Here is a 24792-nt window from a genome sequence, read left to right on the forward strand (position 1 = left end):
TCGCCAAATCCATCCCCGTCCTCATCGGCGCGCTCGCCGCCATCCTCGGCATCGGCGGCATCGCCACCAAGGTGAAGTCGTTCTTCCAGGCGCTGTCGAAGCCGGTGATGAAGGCCGTCGACTGGGTGGTCGGAAAGATCGTCGGACTCGGCAAGAAAATCTGGGCCAAGATCAAGCCCAAAGGCAAGAACAGCAAGGACGGCAAGAAGGCTCCGCCGCAGACTCCGGAGCAGTACAAGACCCAGCTGGCCGCCGGGCTCAAGGCTCTGGACGGCCTGACCGACAAGTACCGCGCCGGCGGTGCCACCGACCGGCAGATCAACGCCGACACCAAGAAGGTGAAGGCCGCCCACCCGATCTTCAAGGAGTTGAGCGCACGCCGCTCCGGGGATGCCTGGGAGTACCGGTATGTGGCCAGCCCGCCGACCACGAGGACCGGTCCGCCGGCGTCCGGGTCGTCGTTCAGCCATGCGCCGGGAGGGTTGGCGGCCCATGAGGGGCACACGATCCTCACCGCGGCCAAGCCGAAGACCATTCACCTGATCACGAAGCACGGTGAGGCGGTCACCGATGCGATGCTCAAGCAGCGGCTGCTCGACGCGCTGCAGATGTTCCGGACCGTACGGACCGAGAAGGTGACCAAGCAGCAGGAACTGGTCACCAACCTGACCCGTGATCTGACCGGTCTTCAGGCGCTCGCCGCCAACCCGCAGCGCGCCGCCAAGATCACCAGGATGCAGGAGCGGATCGCCGAGGCGCAGGCGTTGATCGGCCAGTATCAGGCGATCGACGAGACCAGCCGTGACGAGGTGTTCGCCGCGCTCGACAAGTGGGCCAAGTCGCTGCCGCACATGGTCAGCAAGGAGGTCACGCACTTCACCGACAACAAGATGATGGAGACCATCATCAAGGCCGCGTTGACCGCCAACCAGGCCGCCATCGACGCGGGGTTCACCGCTCCGGACGGCAGCAGCAAACCCAACGGGGCCCAGAAGGCGATCACTCATCCGTCGCCGCCCGGCCTCGGCGCCGGCTACGAGCTCGACCCGGCTAACCTCGTGGTGCCCATCGCGCGCCCGCTGTCCACCCTGGTCCTGCGTCTTGTGGTGTCCGACAGCGTGCAACGCCACTTCATGATCGAAACGGCCTACTTCGAATGACCGACGAGCCCACCGCCGATGCCCTGAGCCGGGTCCGAGCCTTCCTGGAGAGTTTCTACCGGGACGAGGAGTTCGAGGACCGCGGCACCACGAACGCCTTGCGAGGGGAGAGCGCGGACCGCCAGGAGCGGTGGCGCAACGCCCAGGCGTTCGAGCGGGTCCTCGCCGCCGACCTGCCCGAGGGCACGCTTCAGCAACTGGTGTTCCGCTCGGCGGGCCGTGACGTCCTGAGCGACGAGGAGGCCCGCGAGTTCCTGGAGCGGGTCTACGACGGGAACGCGTTCGACGTCGCTGTCGACTGGGACACCCTGGGCTAGGACAACGTCCTAGGCGATCTTCTCCTTGACCCAGTCGTGGAAGGCGCCGATGTGGTGTTCGCTGGGCACCAGCACGCCGCCGGCGCGGTAGCTGCGGGAGGCCATGCCGGGCTGGCAGCGTTCGCAGGCCTCGAAGTCCTGCCGGTTGACCCGGTCGAAGAGCTCCACCGAGGCGTCCAGGTCGGCGCCGGCGGAGACCACGTCGGGCCGGAAGAGCCAGTCGCACTCGACGATCGTGCGGTCGGCGGCCAGCGGGTACATGCGGTGGAAGATGACGTGGTCGGGGACCAGGTTGATGAAGACCTGCGGCTTGATCGTGATGGCGTAGTAGCGGCGGTCCTGGTCTTCGGTGATGGTGTCGATCGAGGTGACGCCGGCGCGGCCGTCGACCGTGAAGCCCTCGATGGACGGGCCGAACTCGGCGCCGTGGCCGACGTAGTACTGCGCGGCGTACCCTCCGGCGAACTCCGGCAGGACGTGCGTCAGCTCGGGGTGGATGGTCGAGCAGTGGTAGCACTCCATGAAGTTCTCGATGATGAGCTTCCAGTTGGCGGCCACGTCGTAGCGGATGCGGCGGCCGACGGTCAGCTCGTCCAGCCGGTAACGGTCGATCGACTCGAGGTCGCCGAGGCGTTCCACGCAGGCGCCCATCACGTCGTCCTCGAACGAGGGCGGGTCGCCGGCGAGCGTCACCCAGACGTAGCCGAGCCACTCGCGGACGTGCACGGGGCTCAGGCCGTACTCGACGCGGTCGATGTCCGGCATCTTCACCAGGTTTGGGGCGGCGACGAGCTTGCCGTCCAGGTCGTACGCCCAGGCGTGGTACATGCAGCGGAACGTGCGCTTGACGGCGCCGGCGGGCTCGGCGCAGAGCTGGGCGCCGCGATGCCGGCAGACGTTGAGGAAGGCGCGGGCGGCGCCGGACGACGAGCGGGTGATCAGGATGCTCTCCCGGCCGACCTGCGCGGTCCGGAACTTGCCGGGGGTGTCGATGTCGGAGGAGCGGATCGCGCAGAACCACATCTGTTCGAGGACGCGCTCCTGCTCGAGAGCGAAGAGGCCGGGATCGGTGTAGTAGTGGCCGGGAAGGGTGGGTACCAGCGAAGGCGTGATCATGGGGGTCACCTCCGAAAGCGGTGCGGGTCGAACAGGTCGATCGGGTGCCGGGTCGTGCCGGTGGTGGCCAGGTCCGCGACGACCTCGCCGACCACCGGTACGAACTTGAAGCCGTGTCCGGAGAAGCCGCACGCGACGGTGACCGCCTCGTGGGCGGGGTGCCGGGCGATGACGAAGTGCTCGTCCGGCGTGTTGCTGTAGAGGCAGGTCTTCGCCCGCAGGAAGGTGCCGGGCAGGTCGGGCAGGTGGCTGGCGGCAGCGGCGGCCATGTCCTCGATCTCGGCCGGGTGCACCTCGCGGTCGATACTCTCGGGCGTCGTCTCGTTGCCGCGCCGGAAGAACGCGATCTTGGCGCCGCCGTCCGGCCCGTCGATGGCCGGGAAGCCGTACACCTGGGTGCCGTCGGCCGACTCCCAGATGTAGATCGGGTGGTCCTCGAACGGCCCGGTCCCGCCGCGCGGCTGGAACCAGTGCTGGATCTGCCGCTCGACGGTGAACGGCACGCCCAGGTCGGTGAGCAGCTGCGGCGCCCACGGCCCGGGGGTGATGACCAGCTGGCCGGCGGTGAAGGACCCGGCCGCGGTCTCGACGGTGACGCCCGATCCCGACGACGACCAGCTGATCATCGGTGTTTCGAAGCGCAGGTCGGCGCCCGCGGCGGTGGCCAGCGACAGGTGCGCCGAGACGGTTTCCTCGGGCCGTACGAATCCGGCGTTGTCCTCGAAGAGCGCCACCTCGTCGGGCAGCGGGCTCAGGGTGGGGAAGCGTTTGCGCAGGTCGGCCGCCGACAGCATCTCGTGCGGCAGGCCCCACTGCCGGGCGCTGGCCAGGCTGCCCGAGACGGTCCGGCTGGTCGGCAGCCCGCACATCACCCCGCCGGTACGCCGGATGACCTCCCGCCCCGAGTCCCGCGCCAGCTTGTCCCACAGCTCGTACGCCCGCAGCAGCAGCGGCACGTAGTCCGGCCCCTCGAAGTACGACTGCCGGGTGATCCGCGACCCGCCGTGGCTGGCGCCCTGATCGTGGGCCGGCCCGAACTTCTCCAGCCCCAGCACCCGGTGCCCCCGGGCGGCCAGGTGGTAGGCGGTCGCGCTCCCCATGCCGCCGAGCCCGACCACGATCACGTCATAAGCCGCCACGCGCGACCTCCCTAACGCCGGATCCGTTCCATCGTCGGGTCGACCAGGGGCTCCTCGGCGACGGTGGCGGAGAGCAGACGATCAAAATATCCGATTTGTACGACCGTCCCGGGCGTAGCCGCCGATACCGGCAACCATCCGTAGGCGATCGGTGACCCGATGGTGTGACCGTATGCGGCGCTCGTTACAAATCCAACCGTGGTCCCGGAAACAAGAATCGGTTCTTTGCCCATCGGGACGCAGCCCTCGTCCTCGAGCACGAGGCAGGTCAGCTTCCGGTCCGGTTCCGCCTTGTCGCGCAGCGTGGACAGGCCGACGAAGTCACCGGCGTCGAGCCGCACGGCGAAGCCCAGACCGCTCTGGTACGGGTCGTCCTCGGGGGTCATGTCGGTGCCCCAGAGCCGGTAGCCCTTCTCCAGGCGCAGGCTGTTGAACGCGGCCCGCCCGCCGGCGATGATCCCGAGGTCCCGCCCGGCGGCCCACAGCGTGTCCCAGAGCTTGAGCCCCTGGTCCGCGCTCGCGTAGACCTCCCAGCCCAGCTCGCCGACGTACGACACCCGCAGCATCGTCACCGGAACCGTCCCGATGTGCCCCTGCCGCGCCTTGAAGTAGCCGAACGCCCGGTGCGACACGTCGATGTCGGTCAGCGGCGCGACCAGTTCCCGGGCCAGCGGCCCCCACACGCCGAGCCCGCACGTCCCGCCGGTGATGTCCCTGATCCGCACGCCGTCCGGCGCGTGCCGCCGGAACCAGTGCAGGTCGAGCATCCCGTTCACGCCGACCTGGAACCGATCCTCGGCCAGCCGCGCGACCGTGATGTCGGAGAGGATCCCGCCGGCCTGGTCCAGCAGCAGCGTGTAGACGACCGTGCCGACCGGCTTGTCGACGTTGTTCGTGGTGAGCCCTTGCAGGAACGACACCGGCCCGACGATCTCGAGGCGCATCAGCGGCGTCATGTCGTAGAGCGCGACCCGCTCCCGGGTGACCCGGGCCTCGGTGGCCGCGATCGGCGACCAGTGCCGAGCCGACCAGGAGTCCCGCTCGAGGCCCCTTTGCTCTGAGCACACATACGTATCACCCGCGGGGGTGGCGTTCGACTCGTACCAGAGTGGTCTCTCCCACCCGGCGCCCTCGCCGAAGACCGCGCCCAGCTCGACCTGCCGCGGGTGGAAGGCGCTGACCCGGACATCGCGCACCGACGGCGGATCCAGCGGGTGGATGATGTCGTAGACCTCGACGAACGCGCGCACCGACCGCTCGTGCACGTAGGCGGGGGAGAGCTGCGACTCGTGGAACCGGTTGAGGTCGCACTCGTGCAGGTCGAGCGACGGCCGTCCGTCCACGATCCATTCGGCGACCGCGCGCCCCACGCCGGCCGAGTGCGTCACCCACACCGCCTCGGCCGACCAGAACCCGCGCACCACCGGCGACTCGCCGAGCAGCGGGAACCCGTCCGCGGTGAACGAGAACACCCCGTTGAAGCCGGACGCGACCGACGAGTCCCGCAGTGCGGGCAGCAGATCCCGCGCGGCGGCCCAGGACTCCTCGAAGTCGGGCGGGGTGAAGCCGAGCGTCGAGTCCTCGATGGCGGTCACGTCGATGGGCATCGGCGGGTGCAGGTACGACCCGACGCCGAGGTGTCCGTCCGGGTAGGAACGGAAATAGAGATCCTGGTCCTGGTGGCGCAGGATCACCGAAGGGGCCGAACCGACAGCCTCGGTGTGCGCGTACTGATGGGCCATCGGCAGCAGCGGGATCCGCACGCCGGCGAGCGCGCCGACCGACGGCCCCCAGAAGCCGGCGCAGGAGACGACGACGTCCGCGGGGTAGGACCCCGAAGCAGTCCGGACGCCGGTCACGCGGCCGCCGTCGACGACGATCTCGACGACCTTCTCGAACGGGCGGAACACCGCGCCGCGAGACTGGGCCCGCAGCGCCTGTGCTTCCCCGGCGGGGACGGCCCGAGCAAGGCCGTCCCCCGGAACGTGCAGACCGCCGAGGACCGAGTCCCCGAGCAGCGGATACAGCGAGCGGCACTCGTCCGGGCCGAGCAACCCGGACGAGATGCCCCACGATCGTGCGAAGCCGTGCCGCCGGTGCAGCTCGGCGAGCCGGGCCGGCGTGGTCGCCACCTCCAGGCTGCCGACCTGGTCGAAGCAGCCCAGTTCGACGTACTTGTCCACGGTGTATTGAGCGAGCCGGGACATGGTCCGCGACGGGTTGGTCTGGAAGACCAGGCCCGGCGCGTGTGAGCTGGAGCCACCCGTCGCGAAGAGCGGGCCCTGCTCGAGCACGGTCACGTCGGTCAGACCGCGCAGGGTGAGTTCGTCGGCCAGCGCGCAACCGACGATCCCCGCCCCGATGATGACTACTTTGCGGGCACCCACGGCTTCCAGGTCGCCTCGTTCTCGGTCACCCATTTCTCCGCCGCCTTCTCCGGAGTCATGCCCTGATTGGTGATGTAGTCGGAAACCTTGTTCTGGTCGTCGTTCGACCAGGAGAAGTTCTTGACCAGGGTGTACGCGTCGCCGCCGGTGTCCGCGAACTTCTTGCTGGCGATCTTGTCCAGCTTGTAGTCCGGGTAGTCACAGGCGACCTTCTTCGGGTCGGCGTCGCACCCCGCGGTGTAGGCCGGGAGCTTCACCCGCGCGTACTTCTCCTTGGCGAACAGCCACTGCGGCTCGTAGAAGTAGAACAGCAGCGGCTTCTTCTGCGCGGTCGCCTGCTGCGCGGCCTTGATGATCGCGGCCTCGCTGCCGGAGTAGACCACCTTGTAGTTGAGCTTCAGGTTGGCGACCAGCGCCGCGTCGTTGGTGACGAACGACGGGTCACCGTCCAGCAGCTGACCCTTGCCGCCGGACTCCGAGGTCTTGAAGAGGTTCGCGTACTTGTTGAGGTTCTTGCCGTCGGTGATGTCCGGGTACTGGTCGGCCATCCACTGCGGCACGTACCAGCCGATGGTGCCGCTGTTGCCGGTGGGGCCGACCTCGACCGCCACCTTCTTCTCCTCGATGTAGGTCTTCTTCAGGTCGTCGTGACCCCAGTTCTCCACGACGACGTCGACCTCACCGGTCTCGAAGCCCTGCCAGGAGATCTCCTCCTTGAGGGTCTTCTTCTCCACCTTGTAGCCCAGCTCCTTCTCGAGGAGGTGAGCGATCACCGCGGCGTTCGCCTCGTACCCCACCCAGGGGTTGATCGCGATCTTCACGGTGCCCTTCTCGCCCTTGGTGTCGGGCGCCGCCCCCGCGTCCGACTTCGCGCCACCGCAACCGGTGGCGAGGGCGAGACTTGCCGCCGTGAGGGCGGCGGCAAGGATCCTGATCTTCATGACCGAAAAACCTTCTTCCGTTGGGAGAAACCCTGCGTGAGCCGGTCGAGGAGGATGCCCAGCAGGACGATCGCGAGGCCGGCGGCCAAACCCTTGCCGAAGTCCTCGCGCTGCGCGAAGCCGGCCACCACGTCGTAACCCAATGCGCCCGCGCCGACCAGTCCGCCCACCACGACCATCGCGAGCACCATCACGATGCCCTGGTTGGTGGCGAGCATCAGGCCGCCGCGTGCCATCGGGAGCTGCACTTTCCAGAGGAGCTGCCGCGGGGTGGAACCGGCCGACCGGGCCGCCTCCACCACGGTCGCGGGCACGTCGCGGATGCCGCGTTCGACGAGTCGCACCACCGGCGGCACCGCGTAGATGACCGCGGCGACGATCGCGGTGAAGCGCGAGGCGCCGAAGAACGCGACCGCGGGCAACAGGTAGACGAACGACGGCATGGTCTGCGCGGCGTCGAGCACGGGTCGCAGGCCGCCGGCGAAGCGGTCGTGCCGGGCCGAGAACACCCCGAGGAGTACGCCGATCAGCATCGTCATCACGGTCGCGACGAGGACGGTGGCCAGCGTCTGCATGGAGTGCTGCCACAGGCCCAGCCCGGACAGCCCGGCCGTGGCCAGCGCCGCGATCACCGCCGTGCGCCAGCCACCGGCCAGCGTCCCGAAGACCAGTACCGCGGCGACCAGCAGCCACCACGGCGTCGTGGTCAGCAGCGTCTCCAGCGGGTTCAGCAGGACGGCCGTGATCGTGTTCTTGATGGCCTCGGTGACGTCGTACCAGTGCACCTCGGCCCATCCGGTGGCGTCGTTCACCGGCTGGGCGAAGGAGAACCGCCAGTCGCCGGGGAAGTCCCGGCTGAACGGGATGACCGCCGCGGCCACGATGACGGCGGCCAGCACGATCAGCCAGACCCGGCGGACACGGTCACCGGCCGGGCGCAGCGACGCCTTGGTGGTCACCCGGTCCAGCACGATGGCCAGTACGACGATCGCGAGGCCGGCGTCGAACGCGGCGCCGACGTTCACCCGTTCGAGCGCGAAGATGATGTTCAGGCCGAGACCGGGCGCGTCGATCAGCGCGGTCACCACCACCATGGACAGGGCCATCATGATCGTCTGGTTGACCGCCAGCACGATCGTGGGCCGGGCCATCGGCAGCCGTACCTTGCGCAGCACCTGCCAGCGGGTCGAGCCGAGCGCGGTGGCCGCCTCGACGGTCGTCGCCGACACCTCGGCGATGCCCAGCTGGGTGATCCGGATGGTGGCCGGCACGGCGTAGATCAGCGTGGCGATGATCGCGGCCGGCTCGCCGATCAGGAAGAGCAGCGTCATCGGGGCGAGGTAGGCGAACGTGGGCAGGATCTGCATCACGTCCAGCACCGGCCGCAGCGTCGCGCCGACCCACTTCACCCGGGCGGCGAGCACCCCGGCGGGTACGCCGATCAGCACCGCCAGCACCACCGCGGACAGCGTCAGCACCAGCGTGTCGACGCTCTCCTGCCAGAGGCCGAGCAGGCCCAGCCCGACGAAGCCGCCGACCGCGAGCAGCGCCGTCCGCCAGCCGGCCAGCACCAGCGCGATGGCGCCGACGACCGCGATCAGGCCGAGCGCGCCCAGGCCGTACAGGGCGCTCTGCATCGCGCCGACCAGCACCACCACGGCGAGCCGCACGTAGTTCAGGCCGTACAGGAAGATCGGGCTGGTGTCCCGGTTGGTGTCCACCCAGTTGCGCACGTCGGTCAGGAACCGGAACGCCCACGCGTCCTCGGAGTCGGCCGCCGCGTCGGTCCGGTAGACCAGATAGGCGACGGCCAAAGCCAGGACCAAAACCGCGGTGAGGGTACGCCGTCCCGGCCGTCGCCTCGCCCGGGCGACGCCGGCCGGATCGTCCGGCACGACCACGGTCTCCGGTCGCTCGTCGGTTTCCATCACGGTCACGCGTGCACCTGGGGACGGTGGCCGATCAGCGCCGGCACCAGCTGAGCGGCGTCGACCACGCCGATTCGCTCGTCACCGTCCACGACGGCGATCGGGCGGCCCGCGCCGAGCACCCGGGACACCGCGTCGCGGATGACCGTCCCGGCGGGCAGCGGCTTGTCCTCGGTCTCCTCGCCGTCCGTCGCGTCCCGGACGATCCGGCGCAGCGTCAGCACGTCGGCCCGCGGCACCTCGCGGACGAAGTCGGCCACGTAGTCGTCGGCCGGGCTGCCGACCAGTTCCTCCGGCGTGCCCACCTGCACCACGTCGCCGTCGCGCATGACCGCGATCCGGTCGCCCAGGCTGAGCGCCTCGGCCAGGTCGTGGGTGATGAAGACCAGCGTCTTGCCGACCTCGGCGTGCAACCGGCGGACCTCGGCCTGCATGTCCCGGCGGATCAGCGGGTCCAGCGCGCTGAACGGCTCGTCGAACAGCAGCACCGCCGGGTCGGTGGCGAGCGCGCGGGCCAGCCCGACCCGCTGCTGCATGCCGCCGGAGAGCTGATCCGGGTACTGGTGCTCGTGCCCGCCCAGCCCGACCAGGTCGAGCACCTCGGCGGCCCGCTCGCGCCGTTTCGCCTTGGTCAGGCCCTGGATCTCCAGCCCGTACGCCACGTTGTCCACCACCTGCCGGTGCGGCAGCAGGCCGAAGTGCTGGAACACCATCGCCACCTGGTGCCGGCGCAGCTCGCGCAGCCGTTTCGGGCCCATCGTGCGCACGTTCTCGCCGTCGATCGACACCTCGCCGCTGGTCGGCTCGATCAGCCGGGTCAGGCAGCGGACCAGCGTGGACTTGCCGCTGCCGGACAGACCCATGACGACGAAGACCTCGCCGGGCGCGACCTCGAAGCTGACGTCGCGCACGGCGGCGGTGCAGCCGGTCCGCGCGCGCAACTCGGCGCGGGGCAGCCGGCCGAGCTCGGTGCCGGGCACCCGCTCGGGCTTGAGGCCGAACACCTTCCACAGGTGATCGACCTTGATGGTGGGAGTCACGGCACGTCCTTCAGGGGTCAGAGCCTTCGGGTCAGAGATCTTCGGCGATCAGGTCGGCGGCCTTCTCGCCGATCATGAGCACCGTCACCACCGGGTTCACCGAGGTCATGGTGGGCAGCACGGAGGCGTCCGCGATCCGGACGTTGGAGAAGCCGCGCAGTCGCAGCCGCGGGTCCACCACGGCCAGCGGATCGTCGGCGGCGCCCATCCGGCACGTCCCGGCGGGGTGGTAGACCGTGTGGTGCACGGCCCGTCCGTACGCGGAAAGCTCCTGATCGGTCTGAAGATCCGGGCCGGGGGCGATCTCGCGCTTGATCCACGAGGCGAACGGCTCGGTGGCGGCCACCTCACGGGCGATCCGGAGGCCGTCGACGATGGTCCGCTCGTCGTAGCCGTCCGGGTCGGTGAAGTAGCGGAAGTCAAGCGCGGGCTTGGTGGCCGGGTTCGCGTCGACCAGCGACAAACGGCCGGTGCTGCGCGGGCGCGGGATGTTCGGGGTCATGCCGAAGCCGTGCGCCGGGACGTCGTAGCCGAGGCGTTCGGTGTGCACGGTGAACGGGATCTGGTAGAGGTGGAACATCAGGTCCGGGCGGGGGTCGCCGGTGTCGCGGCGCACGAAGAGGCCGACGTCGGCGTCCATCGCGGACTCCGCCGGCACCGGGCGGCTCGCCTCCCAGAGGATCAGCGACTCGGGGTGGTCCAGCAGGTGCTCGCCGACGCCGGGCAGGTCCTGCCGGACGGTGATGCCGATCTGTCGCAGGTCGTCCGCCGGGCCGATGCCGGAGAGCAGCAGCAGGCGCGGGGTGTCGATCGCGCCGGCGCTCAGCACGTACTCCCGGCCCTGGATCACGCCCTTGTCGGTGCGGACGCCGGTGACCTTGTCGCCGGTGGTCTCGAGCCGGGACGCCCAGGTGCCGGTGAGGATGGTCAGATTCGGACGGTCCAGGTGCGGGTGCAGGTAGGCCACCGAGGACGACGAGCGGACGCCGGTCGCCGGGTGGTAGCCGACCGGGAAGAAGCCGGTCCCGTCCGGGAACGGCGCCGCGTTCAGGTCGGCGATCACCGGCACGTCCAGCGCCTTGTGCGCCGCCTCGACGAAGTCCACGGCGAGCGCGTTGCGCTCCGCCACCGGCACGATGTTCACGGCCAGGCGGTGCCAATAGGGCAGCATTTCCGGGTACGCCCAGCCGGCGGCGCCCGCGGCCACCCAGTCGGCGAAGTCCTCCGGCGGTGGCAGCAGGCTGATCATCGTGTTGTGCGACGAGCAGCCGCCGAGCACCTTGGCCCGCGAGTGCCGGATGTGCGAGTTGCCCCGCGGCTGGGGGACCGTGCCGTAGTCATAGTCGAACTCGGACTCGAGCAGGTTGATCCAGTTCCGCAGCCGCAGCACCCGGTCGTCGCCCACATCCGACGGTCCACCCTCGATCAGACACACCCTGACCTGCGGATCCGCGGACAGTCGTGAGGCGACGACGGCTCCGGCCGTGCCACCGCCGACGACGACGACGTCGTACTCGAGAGTGCTCAGTGCGTCCACCTTCCGTGATACGGAGATCACTTAAGATGGTGCACGGACTGTGGTCAATGAATCACAGATACTTTTACCGCAGTGCAACAAATCCTCGGGAGTTGTTACAACGTTCGGGTTACCCGGCCGGCCTTCGAGTCAGCCGGCCAGGCGGAACCGTTCGGCGTGGATCTGATTGCGCGGCACGCCCAGCTCGTTCAGTGCTTTGAGGACCGCCACGGTCATCGCCTCGGGACCGCAGATGTAGATGTCGCGGCCGGTGATGTCGGGGACCAGCGCCTGGAGGTTCGCCGGTGCGAAGGGCGTGTTGCCCTCGCCGGTGCGGCCGGGCAGGACGTGCAGCGTCGCCTCGCGCATCCGGGCCAGCTGCTCGAGCTCGCTGAACAGCACCGCGTTGCGCATGCTCGGCACCCGGTAGAGCACGGTGACCGGGCCGGACAGGTCCTCCAGCAGCGCCCGGACCGGGGTGATGCCGATGCCGCCGGCGATCAGCAGGCTGGCCGGCCGGGTGCGCTGCAGTCCGGTCAGCGCGCCGTACGGCCCCTCGATGAACACCCGGCTGCCCACCGCCAGGTCACGCAACCCGGCGGAGGTCTTCCCGACCGCCTTGGCGGTCAGGCGCAGCGACGTGCCGGTCGGCGCCGCGGACAGCGACCACGGGTTGACCTGCCACCAGGGGTTGTGCCCGGGGAAGCGCCACAGCATGAACTGACCGGCCCGGGCCGGCAGCTTGTCCAGGTGCTTGCCGGTGACGTGCACGGAGACCACGTCGTCCGACTCGGGCACCACGGCCGCCACCCGGAACTGGTGCCGGGCGTTGCGCCAGACCGGGATCACCACGCGGCCGGCCACCAGCGCGGCCAGGGCGAGGGTCCAGAGCAGGAACCAGTACCGCCTGGACCACGACGAGGCGGTGAACGTGGTGACCTCGAACAATTGATGAATGAGCGCCAGAACGATGACCAGATAAAGCAGAAAGTGAATAGCGTGCCACGCTTCGTAAGAAAGGCGGCGGCGGGCATAACGCGCGGACGTGACCGCGACCAGACCGATGATGAGAAAAGCGATCATGCCGAGCAGCACCGGGAACGAGCCGGCCAGGCTGATCACCTGGACGGGAGGTGAGTTGCCGTCGAGCCGGGCGAAGCCGAGCACGATGAAGGTCATGTGCGCGAGCAGCGTCCAGAAGATCGTGAAGCCGACCCAGCGGTGCATGGTGGTCAGCCGGTCCATGCCGAGCCGGCGGTCCAGCCAGGGCAGCCGGGAGATCAGCACGAGCTGGAAGATCATCACCAGCGCCAGGTGCAGGCCGATGAACTTCCCTATCGTGATCAGGGTGTTCTTCTCCGGCGTATCGGACGTGAAGAATGAATACCAGACGAAGAGCAGGTTGAGGCCGAGCGCGGCGAAGAGCACGAAACGGGCGGCCGTCGCAGGGTGCACGGCGGATCGGGCGGGTGCTTGACTGGTGGCCGTCATCGTCGTCTCCTGTGCACGTGGTGGTTGCCATCTAGTACACGTAGATGCCGGACCTCGGTTCATAGTGACTTGAAACCGACTCCGTGCCGCCTTGACGCGCGACATCGGCCGAACGGCTGATATGGAGGGTTCAAGATTCCTCCCATATTTCTTTCTTAATTGCGGCTCAAGACGAGCTCAATTCTTTTCCGGCAAATGGCTTTCTGGCCTGCGTACTCCTAGCCTCCTTGCGTCAGCCCAGATTTTCTCTGGGAATCTGTGAACCAGAGGTTGCACTTATGCGTAGGTCCGCCACTCGCCGCGCCGCACCGCCCGATCCCTCCGCCCGCCGTCGCCGCCGCCTGATCGGCGCGGCCGGTGCGCTCGTCGTCTTCGGCGGCATCATCGGGGTCTCCCAGCTGTCCTTCGCCGACGACGAGGCGCCGAAGACCAAGGCGATCCAGATCAACGGCCTGGACGTCCTGGCGAACACGTGTGACGACAGCACGCTGGAGCCGCACGACGGCTTCCAGAAGGGCGACCGGTGCGTCTCCACCGAGTTCGGTGAGGTGCCGGTGGCGGCGAACTCCGCGACGCTGCTGATCACGGGCGCGCCGAAGACCGTGAAGGTCGGCGAGCCGTTCACCCTCAAGGTGAGCACGCGCAACCTGATCCGCGATCGCTTCCTCGCGGCCGGCCAGGGCGGCTACTACGTGGAGAGCTCGGTCCTGCAGGGCGGCATCGCCCGCGGTCACTTCCACACCGCCTGCCGGGTGCTGGACCGTGACGACCAGGCCCCGGACGGCGCTCCGGCGCCCGCCTTCTTCGTGGCGACCGAGGACCGCAAGGGCGGCAAGACGCCGGACGTGGTCAACATCAACGTCCCCGGCCTGCCCGCCGCCGGCGAGTTCCAGTGCTCCTCGTGGGCCGGCGACGGCTCGCACCGCATCCCGATGATGGAGAACGCCAAGCAGACCCCGGCGTTCGACTCGGTCCGGGTCAAGGTCGAGGGCGCCGACGAACCGCCCGCCGAGGAGGAGCCCCCGGCCGACGGTGGCGACAACGGCGGTGGCAACGGTGACAACGGCGGTGGCGACCAGGGCGGCGACAACGGCGACAACGGCGACAACGGCGGTGACCAAGGTGGCGACAACGGCGACCAGGGTGGCGACAACGGCAACAACGGCGGCGACCAGGGTGGCGACGGTGACCAGGGCGGCGACGAGGACCAGGGCGGCGGCCAGGTCCCGCCGGTCGCTCCGGGTCAGCCGCAGACCGACTCCGGCACGGTGACCAAGCCGCCGACGAAGCCGGCCGACAAGCCGTCCAAGCCGGCCAAGCCCGCCGCCAAGCCGGACTCGAACAAGGGCACCGAAGCCGAAGCCGACCCCGACCCGGAGGCGGCGCAGAACCTCAGCGGCTCCAAGACCGTCAAGCCGGCCACCGGCTCGAAGGCCGAGGCGGCCAAGGGTGACAAGGCCAAGGACAACAAGGCCGAGGCGGCCAAGGACGACAAGAAGGACGCGGTGCTCGACGAGGCCGGCCAGCCCGATCCCGACCCGAAGCCGGTGGCGGCCGCGGACACCAAGGACGGCAGCAAGCTGGCGCTGACCGGCACCAACACGCTCGCCATCGCGGGCGGCGGCCTCGCCCTGATCCTGATCGGCTTCGTGATCTTCAGCTTCGCCCGGCGGCGGCGCCCGCAGCGGCACTACTACAACTGATCGATCCGCTCCTCCGGCGGCCGGTGTCCTTCGGGGCGCCGGCCGCTTTGCTCTGCTTACACCCACCCACCAGGCGCTTTGCTCTGCTTACCCATACGCACCGCGGCGCTTTGCTCTGAGCACATATGCGCATCGCCCGATGGTTTGCTCTGAGCACATATGCGCATCACCCGGCGGTTTGCTCTGAGCGCGCGGAGGTCTCACCCCGTCGCGACGGGCCCATGCCGTTGCCGCTCTGAGCACATAGCGGCAGCGCTCATCGCGTTACTGTGATCGACATGTCCGCTGCGCTGGAAGCCGTCGAGCAGGCCGGGGTCGAGCACGAAGTGGTGCGGCACGGGCCGGCCGGCAGCCTGGAGGAGGCGGCCCGCAACCAGGGTGTCGAGGTCCGCGACGTGGTGAAGACCCTGGTGGTGCGGCGGGCCGACGACGACTTCCTGTTCGTGCTGGTGCCCGGCGGGCGGTCGATCTCGTGGCCCAAGCTGCGCGCCCTGCTCGGGGTGAAGCGGCTGTCCCTTCCGGACGCCGAGACCGCCAAGGCCGCCACGGGTTACGAGCGCGGCACGATCACCCCGTTCGGGGCGACGACGGCGTGGCCGGTGATCGCCGACGAGACCACCCGCGGGCGGACGATCAGCCTCGGCGCCGGTGAGCGCGGTGTCGGGCTGAGGGTCGCCGCGGACGACGTCGTGGCGGCGCTGGGCGGAGATTTCGCCGATGTGTCCGAGGCCGAAAAAGATCGGTGACGGGAGCGCTCCCGCAGATGGCTCAACAACGGCCATCTGGGAAACGGGGGTCACCCCGCGGCGGGATCCCCGCTGTTCATGGTCCCGGTCAGGGGGAACGTCGCCGTCGCGCGATCATCTGCGTGACTGTGATGTCGTCCTCTGTCCGGATGCGTTGACGTGCAAGTTGCACACTCATAGTGTCGAGCAGGTGACAGCTGGTTTATGCAACGGATCCGGGCCGGGCGGCCCTGAGGAGTCTCGGTGAGTGTTGCGATCGGCATCAATGGCTTCGGGCGTATCGGACGATGCCTCACCCGCATCGTCTCCGCACATCCCGATCCGGGGGTGACGATCGCGGCGATCAACGATGTGGCCGCGGCTGATCGTCTTGCCTACGGTCTGCGCCGGGACAGCATTCGTGGAAATTTCCCGGGCACGGTGACCGCGCGTGGTCAGCAACTGGTGGTGAACGACCGGTCGATCCGGGTGTTCAACGACGCGCAGCCGGAGCGTATCCGGTGGGCGGAGGCCGGGGTCGACGTGGTGATCGAGGCGACCGGCCGGTTCCGCTCCGGCGACGCGGCCCGCCGGCACATCACCCACGGCGGCGCCCGCAAGGTGGTGATCAGCGCCTCGGCCGACGCCCCGGACGCGTTCCTGGTGGTCGGTGCCAACCAGCGCACCTACGATCCGGACCGCCACGACGTGGTCTCGCCGGCGTCCTGCGGGGTGAACGCGCTGACCATCATGGCCAAGGTGCTGCTCGACCGGTTCGGGCTGCACTCGGTGAGCACGTCGGTGATGCTCGCGCTGCAGGGCTGGCAGAAGGTGCACGACGGCCTGGTCGGCACGTCCCGCAACGACCCGCGGCTGGGCCGGGCGTCCGGCGACAGCATCGTCCCGCACAACTACGTGGTCGGTGACCTGGTGCGGGAGATCCTGCCGGGCATCGGCGACATGATGTTCAGCTACTACTGCGTGCCGACACCGGTGGGTTCGCTCGCCGAACTGGCCGGCCGGACCGCCGAGCCGGTGTCGGTCGAGGAGGTCAACCGCGCGATGGCGGAGGCCGCGGCCGGTCCGCTGCGCGGGATTCTCGGGTACGACCCGGACCCGACCGTCTCGGTCGACGTGAAGAACAATCCGGCGTCCTGCCTGCTCGACCCGTCCGGCACCCAGGTCACGCCGGACGGCGCGGTGCGGGTGCGCGGCTGGTTCGACAACGAGTGGGGCTTCTCGCACCGGCTGCTCGACCTGGCCCGGCTCGTCGGCGACCGCCGATCGGAGACGACACTCACGTCCGGCTCTCACCGCTGGAGCATCGTCTAGGCCTTATTTCACATCACATGCGAGGCGCCTTGACCGGCCGCGAATTCGGAATGGGGCCTAGCATTCCTCTGATGATCAGTGTTGAGGACGTTCGCGCGGCCGAGGAGCGGATCAAGGGGCGGGTGCGGCGCACTCCGCTGCTGGAGGCGGGGCCTTCAACCTTCTTCAAGCTCGAGTACGCGCAGCACGCCGGCTCGTTCAAGACGCGTGGCATGTTCAACCAGATCCTCGCCGCCGGCCCGATCCCGCCGGCCGGCGTCGTCGTCGCCTCCGGGGGTAACGCGGGGCTGGCCGCCGCCTACGCCGCCGGTCGGCTGGGTGTGCCCGCCGAGGTCTTCGTGCCGGAGACCGCGCCGCCGGTGAAGGTGGCGAAGCTCGGCAAGCTGGGCGCCCGGGTGACCCAGGTCGGCGCCGAGTACGCCGAGGCGGCCGCGGCTTCCGCGGTGCACGCCGAGCAGACCGGGGCGCTGTTCCTCCACGCGTACGACGACCCGGGCATGGTGGCCGGCAACGGCACGCTCGGGCTGGAACTGCTCGACGACCTCGGGTTCGACACCGTGCTCGTGGCGGTCGGCGGTGGCGGGCTCGCCGCCGGGGTCGCCGCGGCGCTGGCCGACCGGCCGGTGAACGTGGTTGGCGTCGAACCGGAGAACTGCCCGACCCTGAGGGGCGCCCTCGACGCCGGCGCTCCGGTGGACGTGCCGGTCGGCGGGGTGGCGGCGGACTCGCTGGGCGCGCGGCGGATCGGGCTCCTCCCGTACCAGATCATGGTCTTGACCGGAATGGCGTCGCTGCTGGTGGACGACCCGGCGATCGTGGAGGCCCGGCGGCGGCTGTGGGACGACTACCGGATCGTGGTGGAGCACGGCACGGCCGCCGCCTACGCCGCGCTGACCAGCGGCGCCTACCGGCCGGCCGACGGCGAACGCGTGGTCGTGCTGCTCTGCGGCGCCAACACGAACCCGGGCGATCTCGCGTAGCGACAGGACACCCCTAAGGCGCGGCCGGGTTGCGCCGAAGAAGCAGGACGTGGGAATCGAGGGAGTGACCGGGCGGATCTCGGACATCCAGAGCCGCATCATCGCGCTGCAGACCCAGCAGACCGGCGCGGCCAGGAAAACCACGTCGACCACGAACGCCACACCGGGCTCGGAGTTCGCGTCCTACCTGAACGACGCGGTGGCGACCCAGAACACCACGGCGGTCAAGAAGGACTACAAGCTCAACAGCAAGGGCATCCCCGAAGAGCTGGCCAAGTACGGCAACGGCAAGATCCCGTCGAACGAGCTCGTCCAGGTCGGCAACACCGGCCACAAGCTGTGGGCGCCCGCCGCCGAGTCGCTGAACACGATGATCGCCGCCGCCAAGAAGGACGGCGTGACCATCGGGATCACCGACTCGTACCGCTCGTACGACGAGCAGGTCGACGTGGCCCGGCGCAAGGGGCTCTACTCGCAGGGCGGGCTGGCCGCCAAGCCCGGGACCAGCGAGCACGGCTGGGGGATGGCGACCGACCTCGACCTGAACGCCAAGGCGCTGTCCTGGATGCGCAAGCACGGCAGCGAGTACGGCTTCGACGAGAACACGCCCCGCGAGTCGTGGCACTGGGCCTACAAGCCCTAAGTCCTGTCTCGTGGACCCCGCCTCGCACTTGCGTGATCCACGAGACAGGACTTAGACCTCTGCCAGGATTTCGCCATGGAGGATGGATAGCCAGCCGCCGGGCTCCGCCGCCCAGTCCCGCCACGCCCGCGAGATGCGGTCGAGGTCCGTCGTCGTCGCCTCGCCGGTGGTAACCGCCTTGCGGGCGATGTCGGAGTCGGTGACGCGCACCGCCCACATGCCGCCCCACCACGCCCGGTCCTCCGGCGTCGCGAAGCACCACGTGCTCGACGTCGCCGTCACGTCGGTGAAGCCCGCCGCGTACGCCCAGCTCAGCAGCCGCCGCCCGGCGTCCGGCTCGCCACCGTTGCCGCGGGCCACCGTCCGGTAGAGCGCCAGCCACTCGTCCAGGCCGGGTGACTCGGGGAACCAGGTGAACGCGGCGTAGTCGCTGTCGCGTACCGCCACCAGGCCGCCCGGGCGCGCCACCCGGCGCATCTCCCGGAGCGCGGCCACCGGGTCGGCCACGTGCTGAAGCACCTGGTGTGCGTGCACCACGTCGAAGCTGTCGTCCGGGAAGTCCAGCGCGTGCACGTCGCCGACCGCCAGGTCCACGGTCGCCAGGCCCTGCTTCTCGATCTCCGCGCGGGTGATCGCCAGCGCGTCCTCGGAGATCTCCAGGGCCGTCACCCGGCCGGGTGCGACCCGCCGGGCGAGGTCCGCGGTGATCGTCCCCGGGCCGGCGCCGATGTCGAGCAGCGAGACTCCGGAAGTCAGCCGGGGCAGCAGGTACGCCGCCGAATTCTCTGCGGTCCGCCAGCGATGCGACCGCAGAACCGACTCGTGGTGGCCGTGCGTGTACGTCGTCATACCGCCGACGCTAGCCCCGCTGTCCTTGCATGTGGGACAAGAATCCCGTCAAGTGGAATCGCTTTCTTTGCGACGCGAGGTCAGGCCGTACCTTTGGTGCTCATGAGGATCGGCATTGTGGGCGCGACGGGACAGGTCGGTGGCGTCATGCGCCGCATCCTGGCCGAGCGCGAATTCCCCGTGGAACAGCTTCGTCTCTTCGCCTCCGCGCGGTCGGCGGGCCGCACCCTGCCCTGGGCCGGCGGCGAGGTGACGGTCGAGGACGCGTCGGTCGCCGACTACCGCGGCCTCGACCTCGTCCTGTTCTCCGCGGGCAAGGGCAGTTCCCTGGAGTACGCGCCACGCGTCGCCGAGGCCGGCGCGGTGGTCGTGGACAACTCGTCGGCGTGGCGGATGGACCCCGACGTACCCCTGGTCGTGGCCGAGGTGAACCCCGACGCCGCGCGCAACCGCCCGAAGGGCATCATCGCCAACCCGAACTGCACCACCATGGCCGCGATGCCGGTGCTGCGCCCGCTGCACGACGAGGCCGAGTTGGTCGCCATGGTCGCCACCACCTACCAGGCGGTGTCCGGCGCCGGGCTGGCCGGCGTCGCCGAGCTCGCCGAGCAGGTGCAGAAGGTCGCCGACCGGGCCGCCGAGCTCGCCCACGACGGATCGGCCGTGGAGTTCCCGGCCCCGCGCAGCTTCGCCCGGCCCATCGCGTTCAACGTGCTGCCGCTCGCCGGGTCGATCGTCGACGACGGCCGCGACGAGACCGACGAGGAGCAGAAGCTCCGCAACGAGAGCCGGAAGATCCTCGGCATCCCGTCGCTGCTCGTCTCCGGCACCTGTGTCCGGGTGCCCGTCTTCACCGGCCACTCGATCCAGGTGAACGCCCGCTTCGCCCGGCCACTGTCGCCGGCGCGCGCCCGCACCCTGCTGGCGGAGGCCCCCGGGGTGGAACTGTCCGACATTCCGACGCCGTTGCAGGCCGCGGGGCGCGATCCGACGTACGTGGGACGGATCCGCGCGGACGAGACCGTGGAGAACGGGCTGGCGTTCTTCCTCTCCAACGACAACCTGCGCAAGGGGGCCGCGCTCAACGCGGTGCAGATCGCTGAGCTGCTGCTGTAGTCGCTCCTGACCTGCACAGAACCCGTCCGGACCTCACGTCCGGGCGGGTTTTGTCGTCAGTTCGGGGGGTCTTCAAGTCAATCCAATGTGGAAATTCTGGACTTTTTGCCCGAATCGGTAGCGCATGGTCGATTTGAGGTGCACAGTGATTTCATGAACGACAGTGGGCTTGGCGGGGGTGGCTACTTCTGGTGCCTCCGGCACAAGCGGGTCGAGTCCGGGGATGACGTGTGCCCCAACAAGTACAGGCTCGGTCCGTTCGCCTCCGCAGACGACGCCACGCGGGCACTCGACACGGTCGAGAAACGCAATGCGGCGTGGGAAGCCGAGGACGCTCGCTGGACAGGGGAGGAAAGCTAAGCCGGCGCCGACCTCCTGTGTCCAAGCCGGAATCTCGCAGTCTCCACGCGGAGACAAGCCCGCAGTCATTCGCTAGGAGGAACGTCCCCATGGCCGCTGCCAAAAAGGCCACGACCCGATCGGCGGGTGCGACGCGCACCGCCGGATCCCGCAGCAGCACCACCGCAAGTCGCTCCACCACGGCTCGCTCTGCCACCGCCCGTTCTGCCGCTGCCAAGCCCGCGGCTGCTAAGCCTGCTGCTTCGCGTGCTGCTGCCAAGCCGGCGGCTGGTCGTGCTGCTGCCAAGCCGGCTACTGGTCGTGCTGCTGCCAAGCCGGCGGCTGCTCGCGCCGGTGCTGCCAAGCCGGCGGCCGCCAAGGCTGGTGCGGTGAAGAAGGCCACGACGGTCGCCAAGTCGGCCGGTACTGCCGCTCGCACGACCGCGTCGAAGGCCGCCGGCTCTCGAACGGCCGCGTCGAAGGCCGCTGGTACTCGCACGACCGCGTCGAAGGCCGCCGGCTCTCGGGCGACCGCGTCGAAGGCCACCGCGGCCAAGGTGGCCGCCACCACCAAGACGGCTGCGCAGAAGGCTGCCGCGACCAAGACGGCCGTGGCGAAGGCGACCAAGACCGCCATCGCCACGACGGCCGCGGCCAAGACGACGGCCCGGAAGCCGGCTGCCAAGCCGTCCGCCGCTCGGACGACGGCCGGTTCTTCCCGCACGGCGACTGGTTCCTCGCGGGCGGCGGCCGGTTCTTCGCGTACGGCTGCTGGTTCTTCGCGGACGCCGGCCGCCGCGCGTAAGGCGGCCGCGAGCCGGCCCACCACGCCTCGCTCGGCGAGCACCACCACGCGAAAGGCCGCCACCCCGCGGAACACCACCAAGCGGGTCAACGCCGCGTCGTCGGCCGCACCCGCCGCCGTGCAGGCCACCACGGAAGAGCCCACCGTCAAGCGGGTCAGTGCGGCTGCTTCCACCGGTTCGAGGGCGACCACGGTCCGTGCCACGACAGCGAAGCCCGCTGCCAAGCGCACGGCGGCCAAGAAGGCCGTGACGAAGTCGACCGCTGCCAAGTCGACGACCGCGAAGAAGGCGCCGGCCAAGAAGGCAGCCGCCAAGTCGACCGCTGCCAAGACGACGGCGTCCCGCTCGGCTGCTGCTCGCTCGACGGCGGCTTCGTCGACGGCCGCCCGGTCAACGGCGGCCAAGAAGGCGGCCGCGAAGAAGGCGCCGGCGACGAAGGCCACAAGCACGCGCCCGGCCACGGCGAAGAAGACGACGGCGAAGAGGACGACGGCTCAGAAGACGACGGCTCAGAAGACGACGGCGAAGAAGACGACGGCCACGAAGGTGACCGCCAAGAAGGCGCCGGCCAAGAAGGCGACCGCCACCAAGGCTGCGGCCGCGAAGAAGACCGCCACCAAGGCCACCGCCAAGAAGGCGCCGGCCCCAAAGGCGGCCACCGGCACCGCCCGCAAGGCCACCGCCACCAAGTCGGCGGCGGCAAAGCGGGCGTCAACCGGCAACGCGGCCTCCGGCGCCCGCACCACGACCGCCGCCAAGGCCGGTAACGCCCGGACCTCGCGTACGGCCAAAACCTCGGCCAACAACGCGGCCCGGGTCAAGGCGCCGTCGTCGGCCTCGGTCTCGCGGACGGCGTCGTCCGGCAACGCGCGCACCGGCCGCACCCGCGTCCCGGCCCGCCGCGCCTGACCAAGCGCACCACGGCACGACGAAGCACCACCCGATCGCGCGAAGCACCACCCGATCGCGCGAAGCACCACCCGATCGCGCGAAGCACCACCCGACCGCGCGAAGCACCACCCGACCGCGCAAAGCATCACCCGACAAGGCCGCGCCTTCCGGCGCGGCCTTGTCGCTTTTGCGATCTTTGCCCCCGCCGCCGCCACCCCCACCCCGTTCACTGGGTGGGCGCAAACGTAGGGCAGGGGTACGACAACTTCTGGCCTCTGTCCACAGCTCGGGCGGGCGCCACCGCTACGGCTGTCGGCGGCGGTCGGGCGCCGATGCTGGTAGGAAGGACGCGTGCCGATCAAACGGGTGTTCGCGCCGCGCATCGACTTCTCCGTGCTGCGCCGGGAGTTGAAGCTGCCGGACGCGTTCCCGGCCGACGCCCTCGCCGAGGCCGAGGCAGCCGCCGCTACTCAGCCCACCGCGCCCCAGCCCAACGCACTCCAGCCCAACGCCGCCCAGCACGCCGTGAACACCACCGCCGGAAAAGCCGCGACCGGCGCGATCGGACAAGCCGCGATCGGACAAGCCGCGACCGGACAAGCCGCGACCGGACAAGCCGCGACCGGACAAGCCGCGACCGGACAAGCCGCGACCGGCGCGACCGGCGCCGCGGTCTGGTCCGGCCGCGTCGATCTGACCGATGTGCCGTTCGTGACCATCGACCCGCCGACGTCGAAGGATCTCGACCAGGCGATGTGTCTGGAGCGGCGAGGCCGCGGCTACCGGGTGCGTTATGCGATCGCCGACGTCGCCTCCTTCGTGCGGCCGGGTGGTGCTCTCGAGGCGGAGACCTGGGTGCGGGGGCAGACCGTCTATCTGCCGGACGGCAAGGTTCCGCTACATCCGCCGGTGCTCAGTGAGGGCGCGGTGAGCCTGCTGCCCGATGTGGTGCGCGCGGCGGTCGTGTGGGCGATCGATCTGGACGCGGACGGCGCGATCGAGTCGGTCTCACTGAGGCGGGCGCTGGTGCGGAGCCGGGCCAAGCTCGACTACGCGGGGGTGCAGGCCGAGGTGGACGCGGGTACGGCCGGCGCGCCCTATGCGCTGCTGCCGGAGCTGGGACGTCTGCTGGCGGAGCGGGCCGCCGAGCGCGGGGCCGTGAACCTGCCGCTGCCGGAGCAGGAGGTCGAGCCGGACGGGGACGGCTGGCGGCTGGTGTTGCGGGCGCCGCCGGCGGTGGAGGAGCACAACGCGCAGATCTCGCTGCTCACCGGCATGGCCGCCGCGGGGCTGATGCTGACGGGTGGGATCGGGCTGTTGCGGACGATGCCGGGGCCTCGGCCGGAGGCGGTGGAGCGGTTGCGGGCGGCCGCGCATTCGCTGGGCGTCGTCTGGCCGGAGGGTGCGTCGGTGGGCGCGGTCGTCGGCAAGGTCGACCCGGGGGAGCCGCGCGGCGCTGCGTTCCTCGATCAGGCGGCCGAGTTGTTGCGCGGCGCGGGCTACACCGCCTTCGACGGCTCGGTGCCGGAGCTGCGTGGGCACGGCGGGGTCGGCGCGCCGTACGCGCATGTCACCGCCCCGCTGCGCCGCCTGGCCGACCGCTATGCCACCGAAGCCTGCCTGGCCCTGCACGACGGCCGGGAGGTGCCCGCCTGGGTGCGGGACGCGCTGCCCCGGCTGCCGAAGGCGATGGCCGAGACCGACCGGGTGGCGTCGGCGGCGGGGCGTGGGGCGATCGCGCTGGCCGAGGCGGTGCTGCTGGCGGGCCGTGTGGGTGAGACGTTCGAGGCCGGTGTGGTGGATGTGGACGACCGCCCGAAGAACGGGCCGGGTGGCACGGTCGCCCTCGACGACCCGGCGGTGGTCGCGCGCTGTGCGGGGGAGTTGCCGCTGGGCGAGAGGATCCGGGTACGCCTGGCGGCAGCCGACCCGGCGACGCGGAAGGTCGAGTTCGAGCGCGCCTGACGAATATCTCGCTAGGGGACGGCGATCGACCACAGGTGGCCGTCCGGGTCGGTGAAGTAGCCGCGGTAGCCACCGGGGGTGGTGGGCGATCCGGCCTTCACCAGCGTCGCCCCGGCCTGGACCGCGGCTCGTAGGGCCTCGTCGACCGCGCCGGGCGAGTCGACGTGGATCGCGAGCATGACGCCGCGGAAGTCCGTGACGGCGCGCGGGGCGATGCCCGCGTCCGTACTGATGTCATCGGTCTTGATCAGCGAGAGCAGACCACCGTCGGTCTGGAAGTAGCTGACCATGCCGGGCACGGACGCAGGGAGGAGACGCCAGCCGAGCGTCTCGTAGAACTCGGTGGCGCGGGCGACGTCGACGACGCCCAGGGTGGCCAGGCTGACTCGCGGCGGAACGGACAACATG

The 24792-nt window shown here is 70.0% G+C and carries 20 protein-coding genes; 10 read left to right on the forward strand and 10 right to left on the reverse strand.

What is annotated here, in order from left to right; translation table 11 throughout:
- Nucleotides 1–1160, forward strand: a 1160-nt coding sequence (locus QSK31_RS06935; RefSeq protein ID WP_285682059.1) for a hypothetical protein, incomplete at its 5' end; no start/stop codon positions are given.
- A complete protein-coding gene (locus QSK31_RS06940; RefSeq protein ID WP_285682061.1) occupies nt 1157–1477 on the forward strand; it encodes a hypothetical protein in 321 nt (106 codons plus the stop codon). The genes QSK31_RS06935 and QSK31_RS06940, both read left to right, overlap by 4 nt.
- A gap of 9 nt (nt 1478–1486) precedes the next feature.
- Here the strand turns inward: QSK31_RS06940 and QSK31_RS06945 are convergent, their stop codons facing one another.
- From QSK31_RS06945 to QSK31_RS06980, 8 genes are all read right to left on the reverse strand, one after another.
- Complete coding sequence (locus QSK31_RS06945) at nt 1487–2593, reverse strand: aromatic ring-hydroxylating oxygenase subunit alpha (protein ID WP_285682062.1); 1107 nt, start codon at nt 2591–2593, stop codon at nt 1487–1489.
- A 5-nt stretch (nt 2594–2598) separates the two neighbouring features.
- Nucleotides 2599–3732, reverse strand: a complete 1134-nt coding sequence (gene solA, locus QSK31_RS06950) for an N-methyl-L-tryptophan oxidase (protein WP_285682064.1) — start codon at nt 3730–3732, stop codon at nt 2599–2601.
- Nucleotides 3733–3743: 11 nt separating this feature from the next.
- Complete coding sequence (locus QSK31_RS06955; RefSeq protein ID WP_285682065.1) at nt 3744–6152, reverse strand: GcvT family protein; 2409 nt, start codon at nt 6150–6152, stop codon at nt 3744–3746.
- Nucleotides 6101–7060, reverse strand: coding sequence for an ABC transporter substrate-binding protein (locus QSK31_RS06960; protein ID WP_285682067.1), 960 nt, complete (start codon nt 7058–7060; stop codon nt 6101–6103). Before QSK31_RS06960 ends, QSK31_RS06955 begins: the two co-directional genes overlap by 52 nt.
- A complete protein-coding gene (locus QSK31_RS06965; RefSeq protein WP_285682680.1) occupies nt 7057–8988 on the reverse strand; it encodes an ABC transporter permease in 1932 nt (643 codons plus the stop codon). The genes QSK31_RS06960 and QSK31_RS06965 overlap by 4 nt, the downstream gene beginning before the upstream one ends.
- 5 nt (nt 8989–8993) lie before the next feature.
- The gene (locus QSK31_RS06970; protein WP_502872915.1) at nt 8994–10067 is read right to left on the reverse strand and encodes a quaternary amine ABC transporter ATP-binding protein; all 1074 of its coding nucleotides are present in this window, start codon (nt 10065–10067) and stop codon (nt 8994–8996) included.
- Nucleotides 10060–11565: a GMC family oxidoreductase gene (locus tag QSK31_RS06975; protein WP_285682070.1), complete on the reverse strand. Its 1506-nt coding sequence runs from the start codon at nt 11563–11565 to the stop codon at nt 10060–10062. Before QSK31_RS06975 ends, QSK31_RS06970 begins: the two co-directional genes overlap by 8 nt.
- 129 nt (nt 11566–11694) lie before the next feature.
- Complete coding sequence (locus QSK31_RS06980) at nt 11695–13035, reverse strand: ferredoxin reductase family protein (RefSeq protein WP_285682071.1); 1341 nt, start codon at nt 13033–13035, stop codon at nt 11695–11697.
- A gap of 278 nt (nt 13036–13313) precedes the next feature.
- Here QSK31_RS06980 and QSK31_RS48775 point away from each other — a divergent pair, with 278 nt between their 5' ends.
- From QSK31_RS48775 to QSK31_RS07005, 5 genes are all read left to right on the forward strand, one after another.
- Nucleotides 13314–14738 (forward strand): EGFR-like transmembrane domain-containing protein, encoded by a 1425-nt coding sequence (locus QSK31_RS48775; protein ID WP_352244380.1) that lies wholly within the window; start codon nt 13314–13316, stop codon nt 14736–14738.
- 278 nt (nt 14739–15016) lie between these two features.
- A complete protein-coding gene (locus QSK31_RS06990; protein WP_285682072.1) occupies nt 15017–15484 on the forward strand; it encodes an aminoacyl-tRNA deacylase in 468 nt (155 codons plus the stop codon).
- Between the two features lie 243 nt (nt 15485–15727).
- The gene (locus QSK31_RS06995) at nt 15728–16795 is read left to right on the forward strand and encodes a type I glyceraldehyde-3-phosphate dehydrogenase (protein WP_285682073.1); all 1068 of its coding nucleotides are present in this window, start codon (nt 15728–15730) and stop codon (nt 16793–16795) included.
- Nucleotides 16796–16866: 71 nt separating this feature from the next.
- Nucleotides 16867–17775 carry a serine/threonine dehydratase gene (locus QSK31_RS07000; protein WP_285682075.1) on the forward strand — a complete coding sequence of 303 codons (909 nt, stop codon included), beginning with the start codon at nt 16867–16869 and terminating at the stop codon, nt 17773–17775.
- A 49-nt stretch (nt 17776–17824) separates the two neighbouring features.
- Nucleotides 17825–18418 carry a M15 family metallopeptidase gene (locus QSK31_RS07005; protein ID WP_285682076.1) on the forward strand — a complete coding sequence of 198 codons (594 nt, stop codon included), beginning with the start codon at nt 17825–17827 and terminating at the stop codon, nt 18416–18418.
- A gap of 51 nt (nt 18419–18469) precedes the next feature.
- On the opposite strand, the gene QSK31_RS07010 is transcribed toward QSK31_RS07005, so the two are convergent.
- The gene (locus QSK31_RS07010) at nt 18470–19267 is read right to left on the reverse strand and encodes a class I SAM-dependent methyltransferase (RefSeq protein ID WP_285682077.1); all 798 of its coding nucleotides are present in this window, start codon (nt 19265–19267) and stop codon (nt 18470–18472) included.
- Nucleotides 19268–19369: 102 nt separating this feature from the next.
- Here QSK31_RS07010 and QSK31_RS07015 point away from each other — a divergent pair, with 102 nt between their 5' ends.
- The 3 genes from QSK31_RS07015 to QSK31_RS07025 all read left to right on the forward strand — a co-directional run bounded on the left by QSK31_RS07015 (nt 19370) and on the right by QSK31_RS07025 (nt 24384).
- Nucleotides 19370–20383, forward strand: a complete 1014-nt coding sequence (locus QSK31_RS07015) for an aspartate-semialdehyde dehydrogenase (protein ID WP_285682078.1) — start codon at nt 19370–19372, stop codon at nt 20381–20383.
- A 728-nt stretch (nt 20384–21111) separates the two neighbouring features.
- The gene (locus tag QSK31_RS07020; protein WP_285682079.1) at nt 21112–22437 is read left to right on the forward strand and encodes a hypothetical protein; all 1326 of its coding nucleotides are present in this window, start codon (nt 21112–21114) and stop codon (nt 22435–22437) included.
- A 333-nt stretch (nt 22438–22770) separates the two neighbouring features.
- Nucleotides 22771–24384: an RNB domain-containing ribonuclease gene (locus QSK31_RS07025; RefSeq protein ID WP_285682080.1), complete on the forward strand. Its 1614-nt coding sequence runs from the start codon at nt 22771–22773 to the stop codon at nt 24382–24384.
- Nucleotides 24385–24395: 11 nt separating this feature from the next.
- On the opposite strand, the gene QSK31_RS07030 is transcribed toward QSK31_RS07025, so the two are convergent.
- A complete protein-coding gene (locus QSK31_RS07030) occupies nt 24396–24791 on the reverse strand; it encodes a VOC family protein (protein ID WP_285682081.1) in 396 nt (131 codons plus the stop codon).
- Nucleotide 24792 lies beyond the last annotated feature (1 nt).

The organism is Actinoplanes sp. NBRC 103695, assembly GCF_030269485.1.
Taxonomy (GTDB): Bacteria; Actinomycetota; Actinomycetes; order Mycobacteriales; family Micromonosporaceae; genus Actinoplanes.